Below are 16098 nucleotides of genomic sequence, written 5' to 3' on the forward strand. Positions count from 1 at the left end.
CTGGGAACCAGCGATCGCTGGTTGTTGGGTTGCAGCCGCAAGGCTGCGGGTTAGGTTGTCGAACCGGCCCTTCGGGCGCCCAGCGACGCAGGTGGGGAAGGGACGGGCCCAAAAACAAATGCCCCGCTCACGCGGAAGCCCTTCGGCTGTCCAGCCCGGCGGCGGCGACCGAAACCGTCGCCACCGGCCATCAGAACGGCCTGCGCTGCTGCCACCAATCCAGCACCTGCTGCACCGAAGCCTCGATGGACAGGGCCGAATTGTCTAGCGACATCGCATCCTCTGCGGGCTTCAAGGGCGCCGTGCTGCGGGAGCGATCCCTCGCATCGCGCGCCTCCAGATCCTGCAGAAGGTCGTCTATGTTAGCCGAAAAGCCTTTAGAAATCAATTGCTTATGCCGACGCTCGGCGCGGGTGGCGGCGCTGGCGGTCAGGAACACCTTCAGGGGGGCGTCCGGGAAGATGACCGTGCCCATGTCGCGGCCGTCGGCGACCAGGCCGGGCAGGCGCCGGAACGCCAGCTGCAGGCCGGTGAGCGCGCAGCGCACCGCCGGGTGGGCGGAGATCTGCGAGGCCAGCGCGCCGACTTCCTCGCGGCGCAGCGCGTCGGTGACGTTCTCGCCGTCCAGCCACACCCCCTGCTCGTCGAAGTGCAGCGGCAGCGCGGCGGCCAGCGCCGCCAGGCGCGCCTCGTCGTCGGCCGGGATGCCGGCGCGCTGGGCCGCCAGCGCGGTGGCGCGGTACAGGGCGCCGGAGTCCAGCAGGTGGTAGCCGAGCTTTTGCGCCACCCCGCTGGCCAGCGTGCCCTTGCCCGAGGCGGTCGGCCCGTCGATCGTGATGACCGGGATGTCCGCAGGGTCGGTGGTCACCACGCCGAACAAGGTCTCGAAGTAGTCCGGGAAGGTCTTGGCGACGCACTTGGGATCGAGGATGCGCACCGGCACCGGCGGCCTGGCGCCGGCCAGGCCGTTGAAGGCCGCCAGCGAGAAGCACATCGCGATGCGGTGGTCGTCGTAGGTGCGGATCGCCGCCGGCTGCCAGGCGGCCGGTGGCGTGACCTCGATGAAATCAGGGCCTTCGCTGACCCCGGCGCCGAGCTTGCGCAGCTCGGTGGCCATCGCGGTGATGCGGTCGGTCTCCTTGACCCGCCAGCTGGCGATGTTGCGCAGCCGCGTCGGGCCGCTGGCATACAGCGCCATCACGGCCAGCGTCATGGCCGCGTCGGGAATGTGGTTGCAGTCCAGGTCCAGGGCCTTCAGCGGCCAGGCACCGCGCCAGACCTCCAGCCAGTTCGGCCCCTGGCGCACCTGCGCCCCCATGGCCTCGGCCGCCTCGACGAAGCGGATGTCGCCCTGGATCGAGTCGGCGCCCACGCCCTCGATGCGCAGCGGCGCGGCCGCGTCGGCGGCCAGCGCCCCCAGCGCGATGAAGTACGAGGCCGAGGAGGCGTCTCCCTCGACGTGGATGTCGCCGGGCGAGCGGTAGCGGCTGTGCGCCGGGATCGTGAAGCGGCTCCAGCCGTCGCGCGCCACCTCCACGCCGAAGCGGCGCAGCAGGTTCAGGGTGATCTCGACGTAGGGCTTGGAGATCAGTTCGCCCTCGACCTCGATGACCAGCTCGCCCTGGTGCGACAGCAGCGGCAGCGCCAGCAGCAGCGCGGTCAGGAACTGGCTGGAGACGTCGCCGCGCACCCGGATCGGGGCGCCGACGCGCGGCTGCCCGCCGGCCAGGCGCAGCGGCGGGTAGCCCTCGTTGCCGAGGTAGTCGATCTGGCAGCCGATCTGGCGCAGCGCGTCGACCAGGTCGCCGATCGGGCGCTCGTGCATGCGCGGCACGCCGCCCAGCTCGAAGCGGCCGCCGTGCAGGCCGGCCAGCAGCGCCAGCGAGGCAGCCAGCGGGCGCATCGCGGTGCCGGCATTGCCGAGGAACAGCTGCGCCTCGCGCACGGCGAGCCGGCCGCCCAGGCCGGTGACGCGCAGCGCCTCGCCCTGCGGCTCGACGGCGCAGCCCAGCTGCTTGAGCGCGGTGATCATCACGCGCGTGTCGTCGGAGTCCAGCAGGTCGTGGATCAGCGTGGCGCCGTCGCTGAGCGCGGCCAGCAGCAGCACCCGGTTGGAGATGCTCTTGGAGCCGGGCAGGCGGACGGTGCCGGCGGCGGCGCGCAGCGGCGGAAGGTCGAGGAATTCGGTGGCGTACATGGAGGGATGGCGCAGCCTAGCGCGAGGACGCGGGCTTGGGGGTGGCCATCTGCCAGTTGGCGCGGCCCTCGGCGGCGCTGCGGATCAGGTCTTCCAGGGCTTCGGCGTTGCCGCTGCGGATCACGTGCTCCATCGCGTCGAGCGTGTGGCGAAAGCGCATCGACTGCTTGAGCACCTCCTCGCGGTTGGCCAGCAGGATGTCGCGCCAGACCGCCGGATCGCTCGCGGCGATGCGGGTGAAGTCGCGGAAGCCCGGCCCGGCCAGCGAGAGGAAATCCTTGCCGGCCGGCTGCTTGTAGACCGAGCTGAAGAAGGCGAAGGCCAGCAGGTGCGGCAGGTGGCTCACCGCGGCGAAGGCCGCGTCGTGGTTCTCCGGCGTCATCTTCAGCACCTGGCAGCCGATCGCCGACCAGACGTCGATGGCCTTCTGCAGCAGCTTGGGGTCGGTCTGCGGCAGCGGGGTGAGGATGACCTGGCGGCCCGAATAGAGCAGGGCGTCGGCGTGCTCGACGCCGGCGACTTCCTTGCCGGTGATCGGGTGGGCCGGCACGAAGTACTCGACGCGCTCCTTGAGCACGCGGCGGGCGGCGTCGACCACGTCGCGCTTGGTGGAGCCCACGTCCATCAGCAGCACGCCCGGCTCGACCAGGTGGCGGATGGCCTTGAAGGTGGCCTCGGATGCCGCCACCGGCACCGCGATCAGCACGATGTCGGAGCCGGAGACGGCCAGCAGGGCCGACTCCGCGGCCAGGTCGATGACGCCCAGGCGGCGGGCCTTCTCCGTGGTCGACGGCGACTTGCTGTAACCGACCACCCGCTTGACCAGCCCGGCGCGCTTCATCGCCAGCGCGAACGAGCCGCCCATCAGGCCGCAACCGATCAAGCCCAGTTGATTGAACATCTGCACGGTCTCCGGCGGCTCAATGGACGTCGATGGGGTAGGTCCCGAGCAGCTTGAAGAAGTCGCAGGCGGCGCGCAGCTCCTTCAGCGCGGCGGCCACGTGGGGCTCGTCCGGGTGGCCCTGCAGGTCGATGTAGAAGTAGTACTCCCACTGACCGGAGCGCGCCGGACGGGATTCGAAGCGGCTCATCGAGACGCCGTGCGCCTTCAGCGGCACCAGCATGTCGTGCACGGCGCCGGGGCGGTTGACCACCGACACCACCAGGCTGGTGCAGTCGTGGCCCGACGCCTTGGGCTGCGGGTGGCGCTCCGGGTGGGCGACGATCGCGAAGCGGGTGCGGTTGTGCGGGTCGTCCTGGATCGCCGGGGCGATGATGTGCAGGCCGTATTCGCTGGCGGCGCGCTCGCTGGCGATGCCGGCCAGGCGCGGGTTCTCGGCGGCCAGGCGCGCGCCCTCGGCGTTGCTCGCCACCGGGCGGCGCTCGACGTGGGGCAGGTGGTTGCTCAGCCACAGGTGGCACTGGGCCAGCGCCTGCGGGTGGGCGCACACGGCCTCGATGTCCTGCAGGCTGTTCTCCTTGCGCAGCAGGTTGTGCCGCACCAGCAGGCTGGTCTCGCCGATGATGAACAGCGGCGTGGTCAGGAACAGGTCCAGCGATCGGGCCACCACCCCCTCGGTGGAGTTCTCGACCGGCACCACGCCGAAGTCGGCCGCCCCGGCGGTGGTGGTGCGGAACACCTCGTCGATGCTGGCGCACGGCACGCGCACGATGGACGAACCGAAGAAGCCCAGCGCCGCGAGCTCGCTGAAGGTGCCGGCCGGGCCCAGGTAGGCGACCCGGGTCGGGGTTTCCAGCGCGCGACAGGCCGACATGATCTCGCGCCAGATCGGCGCCACCGAGTCGGTCTTGAGCGGCCCGGGGTTGAAGGCCTTCAGCCCGTCGATCACCTGGGCCTCGCGCTCGGGGCGGAACACCACCGAGCCTTCCTTCTTCTTCAGTTCGCCGACGGCCTGAGCCAGCGCCGCGCGGCGGTTGAGCAGCGTCAGCAGTTCGCGGTCGACCGCGTCGATCTGGGCGCGCAGCGCCTGCAGATCCTGGGGGGGAGTCAGTTCGTCAGCCATGGCGAGCTGCAAATTCTCGCATGTAGTCGACCAGCGCCTGCACGCCTTCGAGCGGCATCGCGTTGTAGATGCTGGCGCGCATCCCGCCCACCGACTTGTGGCCCTTGAGCTGCAGCAGCCCGCGCTCCTTCGCCCCGGCCAGGAAGGCCTCGTTGAGGCGGTCGTCGGGCAGGAAGAACGGCACGTTCATGCGCGAGCGGCAGGTCGGGTCCACCTTGTTGACGTACCAGCCGGATGCGTCGATGTAGCCGTACAGCAGCTCGGCCTTGGCGCGGGCGCGCCGCTCCATCTCGGCCACGCCGCCCTGGCGCTTGAGCCACTGGAACACCAGGCCGGCCGTGTAGATCGCGTAGGTCGGCGGGGTGTTGTACATCGAGTGGTTCTCGGCGACGGTCTTGTAGTCGAACGCCGAGGGGCAGATCTCCAGCGCGTGGCCGACCAGGTCCTCGCGCACGATCACCAGGGTCAGGCCCGCCGGGCCGATGTTCTTCTGGGCACCGGCGAAGGCCAGGCCGACGCGCGACCAGTCGATCGGGCGCGAGGCGATGTGCGAGGAGCAGTCGATCACCAGCGGGGCGTCGCAGCCCAGGGCCTTCAGGTCGGGCAGCTCCTGGAACTCGACGCCGTGGATGGTCTCGTTGGTGCACACGTGCACGTAGGACGGGCGCTCGCTGAGCTGCCACTGCGCGGGGATGCGGGTGTAGCCGTCGGCCTCGCTGCTGGCGGCCACGCGCGCCCGGCAGTAGCGCTTGGCTTCCTTGTACGACTTCGCTGACCAGCCGCCGGTGACGACGAAGTCGACCGTGCCGCCGCGCGACAGGTTCAGCGGCACGATGGCGTTCTCGGCGATGCCGCCGCCCTGCATGAACAGCACGTGGTAGTGCGAGGGCACGTCGAGCAGCTCGCGCAGGTCGGTCTCGGCCTGGTCGCGGATGGACATGAACTCGCGGCCGCGATGGCTCATCTCCATCACGCTCATGCCGCTGCCGTGCCAGTCGAGCATCTCGGCGGCGGCCTGCTCGAGCACTTCCTGCGGCAGCGCCGCGGGGCCGGCAGAGAAGTTGTAGGGGCGCTTCATCTCGTCGGGAGGAGGGGTGTTGTCACTTCGGGGATTTCTTCGGGGCGGGCGGCACGAACGGCGCCAGCTGCTGGTCGATCTCCGTGCGCACGCGCTCGATCTGGGGCGAGAGCTTCGTGCGCACGTCACCGAGCACGGCCTCGTGGAGCGAACCATACAGCTGCGGCATCAGTTCCTGGTGCTTGCGGTACAGCGGCGATTCCACCCAGGCGATCAGCTGCTTGAGCTCGGCCTCGGTGAAGCGTTCGGCGAGCACCGGCGCCCACTTGGCCTTGACCTGTTCCTCGGCGATCTTGCGCACTTCGGGCAGCATGGTGTCGACGTACTTCCTGACGTCCGTCCTGATGGCATCGGCCACGGCGTCCCGCTTGTCGGCCGGCACGCGGGCCTGCAGCGCGGCGCCGGCCTCGGACAGCAGCACCGACGCATCGGTGCGCACCAGCTCCACGGTGACGGCCTCGGCAGGGCGTTGCAGCTGGATGAGCCTGTCCACCAGTTCCGCCTTGGATTGTGCGGCGGCGGGGGCGACATGGGCAAAGCCGGCCAGGGCCAGCAGGCTGGTGGCGAGGGCAAGGCGGGTGGTGTGCATGGCGGTCTCGATCTGGGGCAGCGGTCGGAACCGCCAGAAAGGACGCTGCACCCGAAGGTGCAGCGTCGCGGGTCGTCAGGGCGCGCGTGCCGGGCCTCAGTTGTCGGCGCCCCCGGCCGGCGGGGTGTCGTCGGCTGCTTCGTCCTCGGCCTTGTCGCCCGCGTCGTTCTCGACGATGCGCTGCAGGCCGCTCAGCTTGGAGCCCTCGTCCAGCGAGATCAGCGTCACGCCCTGCGTGGCGCGGCCCAGCTCGCGGATCTCGGCCACCCGGGTGCGCACCAGCACGCCCTTGTCGGTGATCAGCATGATCTCGTCCTCCGGACGCACCAGCGTGGCGGCGACCACCTTGCCGTTGCGCTCGGACTGCTGGATCGCGATCATGCCCTTGGTGCCGCGGCCGTGGCGGGTGTACTCGGTGATCGGGGTGCGCTTGCCGTAGCCGTTCTCGGTGGCGGTCAGCACGCTCTGGGATTCGTCCTCGGCCACCAGCATCGCGATCACGCTCTGGCCTTCCTCGAGCGTCATGCCCTTGACGCCGCGCGCGTTGCGGCCCATCGGGCGCACGTCGTTCTCGTCGAAGCGCACCGCCTTGCCGCCGTCGGAGAACAGCATCACGTCGTGCTTGCCGTCGGTCAGCGCCGCGCCGATCAGGTAGTCGCCCTCATCCAGGTCGACGGCGATGATGCCGGCCTTGCGCGGGTTGCTGAACTCGTCCAGCGCGGTCTTCTTGACCGTGCCCTGCGCGGTGCACATGAAGACGTAGTGGTCTTCGGGGAAGCTGCGGAACTCGCCGGTCAGCGGCAGCACGACGTTGATCTTCTCGCCCTGCTGCAGCGGGAACATGTTGACGATGGGCTTGCCGCGGCTGTTGCGCCCGCCCTGCGGCACCTCCCAGACCTTCAGCCAGTAGACCCGGCCGCGGTTGGAGAAGCACAGGATGTAGTCGTGCGTGTTGGCGATGAAGAGCTGGTCGATCCAGTCGTCTTCCTTGGTCGCCGCCGCCTGCTTGCCGCGGCCACCGCGGCGCTGCGCGCGGTACTCGGCCAGCGGCTGGCTCTTGATGTAGCCGGCGTGGCTGAGCGTGACGACCATGTCGGTCGGGGCGATCAGGTCCTCGGTGTCGAGTTCCTGCGCGTTGTGCTCGATCTCGCTGCGCCGCGCGCCCAGCTTGGTCTGGCCGAACTCCTGCTTCAGAGCGACCAGCTCCTCGGCGATGATCGCGGTGACCCGCTCGGGGCGCGCCAGGATGTCCAGCAGGTCGGCGATCTGGGCCATCACGTCCTTGTACTCGCCGATGATCTTGTCCTGCTCCAGCCCGGTCAGGCGTTGCAGGCGCATCTGCAGGATCTCGCTGGCCTGGTCGTCGGACAGGCGGTACAGCCCGTCAGGCTGCAGGCCGTACTGTGGCGGCAGCCCTTCGGGGCGGTAGGCGGCGCGACCGCCCGGGGTGTCCTGCTCGGCGCGCGCCAGCATCTCGCGCACCAGCGACGAATCCCAGGCGCGGCTCATCAGCTCCTGCTTGGCGATCGGCGGGGTGGGCGAGTTCTTGATGATCTGGATGAACTCGTCGATGTTGGCCAGCGCCACCGCCAGGCCTTCCAGCACGTGGCCGCGCTCGCGCGCCTTGCGCAGCTCGAACACCGTGCGGCGGGTGACGACCTCGCGCCGGTGCTCGAGGAAGATCTCCAGCAGGTCCTTCAGGTTGCACAGCTTCGGCTGGCCGTCCACCAGGGCGACCATGTTGATGCCGAAGGTGTCCTGCAGCTGGGTCTGCTTGTACAGGTTGTTGAGCACCACCTCCGGGACTTCGCCGCGCTTGAGCTCGATGACCACGCGCATGCCGGACTTGTCCGACTCGTCCTGGATGTGGCTGATGCCCTCGATCTTCTTCTCGTGGACCAGCTCGGCGATCCGCTCCAGGAGGTTCTTCTTGTTCACCTGGTAGGGGATCTCGTCGATGATGATGGCCTGGCGCGCACCCTTGTCGATGTCCTCGAAGTGGCACTTGGCGCGCATCACCACCTTGCCGCGGCCGGTGCGGTAGCCCTCGCGCACGCCCGACAGGCCGTAGATGATCCCGGCGGTGGGGAAGTCCGGCGCCGGGATGATCTCCATCAGCTCGTCGATGCTCGCCTCGGGGTTCTTCAGCAGGTGCAGGCAGGCGTCCACCACCTCGTTGAGGTTGTGCGGCGGGATGTTGGTCGCCATGCCCACCGCGATGCCGGCCGAGCCGTTGACCAGCAGGTTGGGCAGGCGGGTGGGCAGCACCAGCGGCTCTTTCTCGGAGCCGTCGTAGTTGGGGCCGAAATCGACCGTTTCCTTGTCGATGTCGGCCAGCATCTCGTGGGCGATCTTGGCCAGGCGGACTTCGGTGTAGCGCATCGCCGCGGCGCTGTCGCCGTCGACCGAGCCGAAGTTGCCTTGGCCATCGACCAGCATGTGGCGCAGCGAGAAATCCTGCGCCATGCGCACGATCGTGTCGTAGACCGCCGAATCGCCGTGCGGGTGGTACTTACCGATGACGTCACCGACGATACGAGCAGACTTCTTGTAGGGCCGGTTCCAGTCGTTGTTCAGCTCGTGCATCGCGTACAGCACGCGCCGGTGCACCGGTTTCAGACCGTCGCGGGCATCGGGCAGGGCGCGTCCCACGATCACGCTCATCGCGTAATCGAGGTACGAACGCCGCATCTCTTCTTCGAGGCTGATCGGGAGGGTTTCTTTGGCGAACTGAGTCATGCGGTCCCTGAATACGGCGGCGGCACAGGCCGTCCATCGGCGCGCGTGCGCGGTGAAACCGCGATTCTACGGCGCCCGGTGTGTCGTGCCTGCGCAACAGGGAAGAACGCAGTGCGCCACCCTATAGACAAAAACTTGTCCATGTGACGCGGTATGGCAGAATCCTTCCGGTCGGTAGCGGAACTGCGCGTAACCGCGTGTTTCCTGATTCCGTCTTTTTTCTGGACGCTTACGCAGTCGTTCTGCGGCTTTTCTTGAGAGGAGAAACATGAACAAACTCAACAAGGTGGCGATGCTGTTTGCCTCGGCCGCGATGGCTTCGGGCGCGCTCGCTCAGTCTGTCGATAACTGGCGCAACGTTGACGGCACCGTTTGGAAGAACGGCACCAACGAACTGTGCTGGCGTGATGCCACCTGGACGCCGGCCACCGCCGCCGCGGACTGCGACGGCGCGCTGAAGCCCGCTGCCGCACCGGCCCCCGCCCCCGCGCCCGCCCCGGCCGCTGCCCCGGCTCCTGCCCCCGCCCCGGCCCCGGCGCCCGTCCCGCCCGCGCCTACCAGCGAGAAGGTGACCTTCGCCGCTGACGCGTTCTTCGACTTCGACAAGGCTGTCCTGAAGCCCGAAGGCCGCGCCAAGCTGGACGACCTGGTCAGCAAGATGGAAGGCATCAACCTCGAGGTCGTGATCGCCGTCGGCCACACCGACTCGACCGGCCCCGACGCCTACAACCAGAAGCTGTCGGTGCGTCGCGCCGAAGCCGTGAAGGCCTATCTGGTCAGCAAGGGCATCGAATCCAACCGCGTCTACACCGAAGGCAAGGGCGAGAAGCAGCCGGTGGCTGACAACTCCACCCGCGAAGGCCGTGCGAAGAACCGCCGCGTCGAAATCGAAGTGGTCGGTACCCGCACCGTCCAGAAGTAATCTCTCCCGCCTCAAGACAAACCCCGCTGCGGCGGGGTTTTTTTCTGCCCGGCGCCAGGCCCTGCCTGCGACCGTTGCGTGCACAATTTCGAGCCATGACCGAAGCACCGAACGCCGACCCTCAGGAACTGGCCAAGTTCAGCCAGCTGGCCCACCGCTGGTGGGACCCGGACAGCGAATTCAAGCCGCTGCACCAGATCAACCCCCTGCGCCTGGAATGGATCGACCGCCATGCCCGCCTGCAGGGCAAGCGGGTGCTCGACGTCGGCTGCGGCGGCGGCATCCTGGCCGATTCGATGGCGCGCAAGGGCGCGCAGGTGCTGGGCATCGACCTCGCGACCAAGGCGCTGCGCGTGGCCCAGCTGCACGCGATGGAGGCGCAGACCCCCGGCATCGAGTACCGCGAGGTGGCGGTCGAGACGCTGGCCGCCGAGCAGCCGGAGAGCTTCGACGTCGTGACCTGCATGGAGATGCTCGAGCACGTGCCCGATCCGTCCTCGGTGGTGCGCGCCGCCGCGACGCTGGCCAAGCCGGGCGGCTGGGTGTTCTTCTCGACCATCAACCGCAATCCCAAGGCCTTCCTGTTCGCGATCGTCGGGGCCGAGTACGTGCTCAAGCTGCTGCCCCGGGGCACCCACGAGTACGCCAAGTTCATCCGCCCGAGCGAGCTGGCGCGCTGGTGCCGCGAGGCCGGGCTGGACCTGGCCGACACCCGCGGCATGGAGTACAACCCGCTGACCCAGCGCTACTGGCTGTCGGGCGACACCAGCGTGAACTACCTGCTGGCCTGCCGCAAGCCATGAGCGCCGCCGCGATCCCTCCCGCACCGTGGGCGGTGCAGGCCGTGCTGTTCGACCTGGACGGCACGCTGGCCGACACCGCGCCCGACCTGGCCGGGGCGGTCAACCGCATGCGCATGCGCCGTGGCCTGCCGGCGCTGCCGGTGGCGCAGCTGCGCCCGGTGGCCTCGTTCGGGGCGCGCGGCATGCTGGCCGCCGGGCTGGGCGTCTCGACCGACGACCCCGGGTATGCGGCGCTGCGCGACGAGTTCCTCGCCGAGTACGAAAGTGCGCTCGACGCCGAATCGCGCCTGTTCGACGGGGCGCTCGTGCTGCTGGAGGCGCTGGAGGCCGCGGGCGTGGCCTGGGGCGTGGTCACGAACAAGGTGATGCGCTACACGCAGCCGGTGCTGCAGGCGCTGGGCGTGGCCTCGCGTGCCGCGGTGGTGATCGCCGGCGACACCACGCCGCACCCCAAGCCGCATCCCGAGCCGTTGCTCGAAGCCTGCCGCCGCCTGGGGCTGGCGCCGGCGCAGGCGCTGTACGTCGGCGACGACCTGCGCGACGTGCAGGCGGCGCGGGCGGCCGGCATGCCGGTGGTGGCGGCCGGCTACGGCTACCTCGGCGAGTCGCCCGACCTGGCGGCCTGGGGCGCCGACGCGGTGATCGACAGCCTCCTGCAGCTGCTCGGGCTGTTGCACCTGGGCACGGCAAGGCCCTCTTGAAACGCGCGATCGCGGCCCGATCTACAATGCATCGAAAGGGGCCGACCTGGTTTCGACGTGGGTGCGGAATCAGAGCGGTGCATGCCGAGCACCAGTACGCTCGTAAATCCACTGGAACAAAGTAACTGCGAACGACGAACGTTTCGCTCTCGCCGCTTAATACCGGTGAGCCTCGCAACGGTTGGCCGATGGGCCGGGCCCGCAAGGGCTGCGAGGTCATGCACATCGGCTGGTTGCTTGCCGGGTCACTCGGCAGGTAACGAGATCAAGTGACTGGCGTCGCTGGCAGCGTGCTCCTGCGCGGCTGGCGGCGTGAGATCCAAACCAGAGAGCTAAGCATGTAGAACTGCCTGAGGATGGCTTGCGGACGCGGGTTCGATTCCCGCCGGCTCCACCAGACACGCCAAGCAAGAAAAAGGGTTCGATGAGCGATCATCGAACCCTTTTGCCTTGGGGCGGCGCCGCTTCAGCGCATCTGGAACGCTTCCTGGTGCACGTGCCAGCCGCGGCGGCGTTGCGCCGCCTGGCGCATCACCTTGCCCAGGCCCGCAGGGCCGCAGACCCACAGGTCCAGCTGGCGCCCGTAGGGAGTCAGGTGTTCCGGCGTGAGGATCTGGCCCTTGGCCGCGTCGTGCACGGTCAGGCTCACCGGGGGCTGCGCGGTCGCGCACAGGGCTTCCACCTGGGGCAGCAGGGGGTCGCGCGAGGCGTGCCGCGTGCAGTAGTGCAGGTGCGCGGGCTGCGCGTCGGCCATGGCCGGCATGCCGGGCTGGCGCGCCTGCAGCAGGGCGAGGAAGGGCGTGATGCCCACGCCGCCGGCGATCCAGACCTGCACCTTCTGCGCGTCGCCTTGCGCGTCGAAGCAGCCGTATGGGCCTTCGATGCGCACCGGCTGCCCGGGGCGCAGGCGTTCGTGCAGCGCGCGGGTGTAGTCGCCCAGCGGCTTGATCACCAGCCGCAGCAGCGGTTCGCCCTGGGGCGTCCGCCCGCAGCCTTCAGGGGCGCTGGCGATCGTGAACGGGTGCGGTCCCTCGAGGCCTTCGAAGCTGGCGAACACGAACTGGCCCGGGCGGTGTCCCGGCCAGCGCGCCGGCATCGCGCACAGCACTTCCAGCGGGTCCGTGCCCGCCTGCGTGCCGAGCACCTGCACCGCATGGATGCGCCCCACGTGGCTGTTGCGGCCGCGGCCGATGCGCCCGGCCAGCGACCACAGCGCCGCCGCGCTGCCGATGGCCAGCAGCACCGCCACCAGCACGCCGAGCGGGCCCTGCCAGAAGGCCAGGGGCATCAGCGCTGCGGCGTGGAACACCAGCATCAGGTACAGCGCCGGCATCAGGCGGTGCAGGAAGCGCCACGGGCGGTAAGGCAGCAGGCGCTCCCACACGGCCAGCACCACCATCACCAGCACCGCGTAGAAGGCCCATTCGCCCAGGTCCTTGGCGGTGCCGCGCATCGGCGTGGCCCAGTCGAACACCGCGTCGCGCGCCGGACGGCCCGCCATGCCCCAGGCCGCGCGGACCCAGCGGCCCGACTGCTCGGCGCCCCAGTGCAGCGCGGCGAACGCGGCGGCCGCGATGCCGGCCCACTTGTGCAGGCGGTAGACCTGGTCCATGCCGCCCAGCAGCCGGTCCATCCAGCGCTGCCGCAGCGCGAGCAGCATGACCAGCGACATCATGCCGATGCTCCAGATGCCGCTCACATACACCCCGTGCCGGCGCAGCTGCCACCAGAAGGCGGCATCGGTGGCACGGGACAGGTCCGTCCACGGCTGGGCGGCGGCGGCCCACGCCAGCGTGAGCAGCAGCCACCACGCGCCAAAGGCCCATCGGATACGCATCATTCACTCCTGTGATCGAGGGGCGCCGGCATCCTTGCGGCGCGGCGCAGGTCCGTTCTGGTTCTCCACCAGCCTCAGGTGCCGGTGCTCGTGTGCTGCCGTGCGGGCACGGCAGTGCTCCATCCACCCGATCCCAAGACGTCCGCAGTCGTGCGCTGCGTTCACGCCATGGTAGGTCTCGCCAGGCGGCGCGGCGGGTGCACTGCTTGTCGCAGCGCAAAGGTCGGGCAGAAAAACCCGGTGGCTGCGTCAGGCGGGCAGGTGCCGCGCACCGGCTCAGCGCTTGACGCGTTCGCGCAGCACGGCGCCGGTGCGGGCGTCCACCTCCAGCTTCACGCGCTCGCCACGGGCATTGCGGCCTTCGACCTCGTAGCGGCCATGCGACCATTCGATCTCGCGGATGTCGCGGTAGCCGGCGGCGTCCATCAGGTCGTAGACCTGCCGGATGTTCAGCTGCGGGCCCTGCGGGGCCGGGCTGGTCTGGGGGGCCGGCGCGGCCGGGACAGAAGGGGCCGGCGCCTGTGCGCCGGCGCCGGTGGCCAGGGCGGCGAGCAGGCCGGCGACGGCCAGGCCGCGGGTGAGGGAAACGGTGGGAATGCGGGACGTGTTCATGATGAGGATTCCTGCGTGGTTCGGGATGAGCGGGCAGCTTCGACTGCCCGGGACGCATTGTTCGGGCCGGTGCGTGAATGCAGCCTGAAGCGCGCGTTCATCTGCCGTTCATGCGACCTCTGCTACATCTGCGGGCATCCGCTTGACCTTCATCACGGCACCATGTCGCTTCCTCGTCCATCTTCCTCCCTGCGGCTGCTCGCCGGCTTCGGCGTGGCCCTGGCGTGCACGTTGTGGTCGGGGCCTGCGGTGCAGGCGCACGACCACGACCATGAACGCGCGCGCCAGGCGCTGCAGCAGGGCAAGGTGCTGCCGCTGCGCACGGTGCTGGACCAAGTGGAACGCAGCCAGAAGGGCCAGGTGATCAAGATCGAGTTCGAGGAGGACGACGGCCACTTCATCTACAAGCTGCGCCTGCTGCATCCGAACGGCGAGGTCAGCAAGCTCAAGGTGGATGCGGTGGACGGGCGGGTGCTGGGCATCCGCAGAAGGGGACGCGACTGATGCGCATCCTGGTGGTGGAGGACGAGCCGGTGCTGTGCGCCCAGCTCGCCGACGCGATCCGCGCGGCGGGGCACACGGTGGAGGTGGCCGCCGACGGCGCCACGGCGCGCTACCTGGGCGACGAGGAAGCCTTCGACGCGGTGGTGCTGGACCTCGGCCTGCCGGTGGTGGACGGGCTGAGCGTGCTGCGCCACTGGCGCGCGCAGGGGCGCAACATGCCGGTGCTGATCCTCACTGCGCGCAACGCCTGGCACGAGAAGGTCACCGGCATGGATGCCGGCGCGGACGACTACCTGACCAAGCCGTTCCACATGGAGGAGCTGCTGGCACGGCTGCGGGCCCTGTTGCGGCGGCTGTCGCCGCACCACAGCGCGCTGTGGCAGTGCGGTGCGATCCGGCTGGACACGCGCCAGGCCAAGGCCTCGGTCGACGGCCGGCCGCTGTCGCTGACCAGCCACGAGTACAAGATCCTGTCGATGCTCATGCAGCGGCCGGGCGAGGTGCTGTCGCGCACCGAACTGTCCGAGCACCTGTATCCCGGCGACAGCGAGCGCGACTCCAACACCATCGAGGTCTTCGTCGGCCGACTGCGCAAGAAGCTGCCGCCCGGCAGCATCGAGACCGTGCGCGGGCTCGGCTACCGCCTGCTGCCCGTGGAGACCGGCGCGTGAAGCTGCCCGAGTGGCTGTCGCTGCGGCACGGCTCGCTGCGCGTGCGGCTGCTGATCGGCGCGCTGGTGTGGATCGCGCTGGCGCTGGCGGTGGCCGGCTGGGGACTGCGCGACCTGTTCCGGCAGCACACGCGCCAGCAGCTGGAGGTGCAGCTGGTGCACCAGCTGGACCGGCTCAGCGCGGCGGTCAATCCGGGGCCGCAGGTGCAGGTCGACCTGGATCGCATGGCCGGCGAGACCCGCTTCGACACGCCGCTGTCAGGCCTGTACTGGCAGGTGGACGTGATCCCGCCGGGCGGGGCGCCGCAGCTCGGCGCGGCCCGCTCGCGTTCGCTGTGGGACGAGGTGCTGGCGCTGCCGCCGGAGGGCGCGGTGCGCCTGCCCGCGTCGCAGGGGCACGCGGTGCTGCAGCTGCCGTTTCCGCCGGACCGGACGCTGCTGGCGGTCAGCCGCCCCCTGCAGCTGCCCGATGCGGGGGCGCCGCTGTTGCGCGTGACGGTTGCCGCCGACGAGGCCCTGCTGGCCGAGCCGGTGCAGCGCTTCACGCGCATGCTGTGGGTGGCGCTCGGGCTGCTCGCCGCGGGGCTGGTGCTGGCCGTGGCGGTGCAGCTGCAGCTGGCCCTGCGTCCGCTGAACCTGCTGCGCGAGCAGCTCGGGGCGGTGCGCACCGGCGTGGCCACGCGCCTCGAAGGACCGTTCCCGCGCGAGCTGCAGCCGCTGGTCCACGAGTTCAACCACGTGCTCGGCGCCAATGCCGACATCGTGCAGCGGGCGCGCACGCAGGCGGGCAACCTGGCCCATGCGCTGCACACGCCGCTGAGCATCCTCGGCAACGCGGCCGCGCAGGAGCGCTCGCCACTGGCGCAGCTGGTGCAGGAGCAGGTCGCGACCGCGCAGCGCCAGGTCGACTACCACCTCGCACGCGCCCGGGCCGCCGCGGCGATCCGCGCCACGGGCCTGCGCACGCCGGTGCGGCAGCCGGTCGAGGCGCTGCTGCGCACGATGCGGCGCCTGCATGCGGGCCGGCCGCTGGAGTTCGTGCTGGCCGGGTGCGACCCGGAGCTGGCGTTCCGCGGCGAGCCGCAGGACCTGTTCGAGACGCTCGGCAACCTGCTGGACAACGCCGGCAAGTGGGCGCGTCGCCGGGTCGAGCTGCAGGTGCACCGGGAGGGCGACCAGCTGTGCTTCACGGTCGACGACGACGGCCCGGGCATCCCGCCTGCGCAGCGCGAGCGCATCTTCGAGCGCGGCGAGCGGTTGGACGAACAACGCGCCGGCGCCGGCCTGGGGCTGGACATCGTGCGCGAGCTGGCACAGACCTACGGCGGCCGCGTCAGTGCGGAGGACGCGCCGCTGGGCGGGCTGCGCATGCGCCTGCACCTGCCGGCCGCGGTGCAGGCGTGAGGGGCCGTGCGCGGGGGA

The 16098-nt window shown here is 70.1% G+C and carries 14 protein-coding genes and 1 other RNA gene; 7 read left to right on the forward strand and 8 right to left on the reverse strand.

What is annotated here, in order from left to right:
- Positions 1-190 precede the first annotated feature (190 nt).
- The 6 genes from IS481_RS06285 to gyrA form a co-directional block, all read right to left on the reverse strand.
- Entirely contained in the window at positions 191-2197 is a 2007-nt protein-coding gene (locus IS481_RS06285) for a bifunctional 3-phosphoshikimate 1-carboxyvinyltransferase/cytidylate kinase (RefSeq protein WP_104357938.1), read from the reverse strand.
- A gap of 16 nt (positions 2198-2213) precedes the next feature.
- Complete coding sequence (locus IS481_RS06290) at positions 2214-3098, reverse strand: prephenate dehydrogenase (protein WP_104357939.1); 885 nt, start codon at positions 3096-3098, stop codon at positions 2214-2216.
- A 19-nt stretch (positions 3099-3117) separates the two neighbouring features.
- A complete protein-coding gene (pheA, locus tag IS481_RS06295; RefSeq protein WP_104358004.1) occupies positions 3118-4221 on the reverse strand; it encodes a prephenate dehydratase in 1104 nt (367 codons plus the stop codon).
- Positions 4214-5299, reverse strand: coding sequence for a 3-phosphoserine/phosphohydroxythreonine transaminase (gene serC, locus IS481_RS06300; protein WP_104357940.1), 1086 nt, complete (start codon positions 5297-5299; stop codon positions 4214-4216). The genes pheA and serC overlap by 8 nt, the downstream gene beginning before the upstream one ends.
- Positions 5300-5321: 22 nt before the next feature.
- A complete protein-coding gene (locus tag IS481_RS06305) occupies positions 5322-5888 on the reverse strand; it encodes a DUF2059 domain-containing protein (protein WP_132765458.1) in 567 nt (188 codons plus the stop codon).
- A 96-nt stretch (positions 5889-5984) separates the two neighbouring features.
- On the reverse strand, positions 5985-8627 hold the full coding sequence (gene gyrA, locus IS481_RS06310; protein WP_104357942.1) for a DNA gyrase subunit A: 2643 nt from the start codon (positions 8625-8627) through the stop codon (positions 5985-5987).
- Between the two features lie 268 nt (positions 8628-8895).
- Between gyrA and ompA the strand changes: the two genes are divergently transcribed.
- From ompA to ssrA, 4 genes are all read left to right on the forward strand, one after another.
- Entirely contained in the window at positions 8896-9549 is a 654-nt protein-coding gene (gene ompA / locus IS481_RS06315; protein ID WP_104357943.1) for an outer membrane protein OmpA, read from the forward strand.
- Between the two features lie 95 nt (positions 9550-9644).
- Positions 9645-10352: a bifunctional 2-polyprenyl-6-hydroxyphenol methylase/3-demethylubiquinol 3-O-methyltransferase UbiG gene (ubiG, locus tag IS481_RS06320; protein ID WP_104357944.1), complete on the forward strand. Its 708-nt coding sequence runs from the start codon at positions 9645-9647 to the stop codon at positions 10350-10352.
- On the forward strand, positions 10349-11053 hold the full coding sequence (gph, locus tag IS481_RS06325) for a phosphoglycolate phosphatase (RefSeq protein WP_104357945.1): 705 nt from the start codon (positions 10349-10351) through the stop codon (positions 11051-11053). The genes ubiG and gph overlap by 4 nt, the downstream gene beginning before the upstream one ends.
- Positions 11054-11090: 37 nt before the next feature.
- Positions 11091-11450, forward strand: a transfer-messenger RNA (tmRNA) gene (ssrA, locus tag IS481_RS06330).
- 69 nt (positions 11451-11519) lie between these two features.
- Here the strand turns inward: ssrA and IS481_RS06335 are convergent.
- Together IS481_RS06335 and IS481_RS06340 are read right to left on the reverse strand one after the other, a co-directional pair.
- Positions 11520-12893 (reverse strand): ferredoxin reductase family protein, encoded by a 1374-nt coding sequence (locus IS481_RS06335; protein WP_232529476.1) that lies wholly within the window; start codon positions 12891-12893, stop codon positions 11520-11522.
- A 273-nt stretch (positions 12894-13166) separates the two neighbouring features.
- Positions 13167-13502 (reverse strand): PepSY domain-containing protein, encoded by a 336-nt coding sequence (locus IS481_RS06340; protein WP_104357946.1) that lies wholly within the window; start codon positions 13500-13502, stop codon positions 13167-13169.
- A 162-nt stretch (positions 13503-13664) separates the two neighbouring features.
- Here IS481_RS06340 and IS481_RS06345 point away from each other — a divergent pair, with 162 nt between their 5' ends.
- From IS481_RS06345 to IS481_RS06355, 3 genes are read left to right on the forward strand one after another with little or no spacing between them, the layout of a single operon-like run.
- Entirely contained in the window at positions 13665-14006 is a 342-nt protein-coding gene (locus IS481_RS06345) for a PepSY domain-containing protein (RefSeq protein WP_114699301.1), read from the forward strand.
- Positions 14006-14677 carry a response regulator transcription factor gene (locus IS481_RS06350; RefSeq protein ID WP_104357947.1) on the forward strand — a complete coding sequence of 224 codons (672 nt, stop codon included), beginning with the start codon at positions 14006-14008 and terminating at the stop codon, positions 14675-14677. Before IS481_RS06345 ends, IS481_RS06350 begins: the two co-directional genes overlap by 1 nt.
- On the forward strand, positions 14674-16080 hold the full coding sequence (locus tag IS481_RS06355) for a sensor histidine kinase (protein ID WP_232529477.1): 1407 nt from the start codon (positions 14674-14676) through the stop codon (positions 16078-16080). The genes IS481_RS06350 and IS481_RS06355 overlap by 4 nt, the downstream gene beginning before the upstream one ends.
- Positions 16081-16098: the final 18 nt, after the last annotated feature.

Origin of the sequence: Caldimonas thermodepolymerans, from assembly GCF_015476235.1 — a bacterium.
GTDB lineage: Bacteria > Pseudomonadota > Gammaproteobacteria > Burkholderiales > Burkholderiaceae_C > Caldimonas > Caldimonas thermodepolymerans.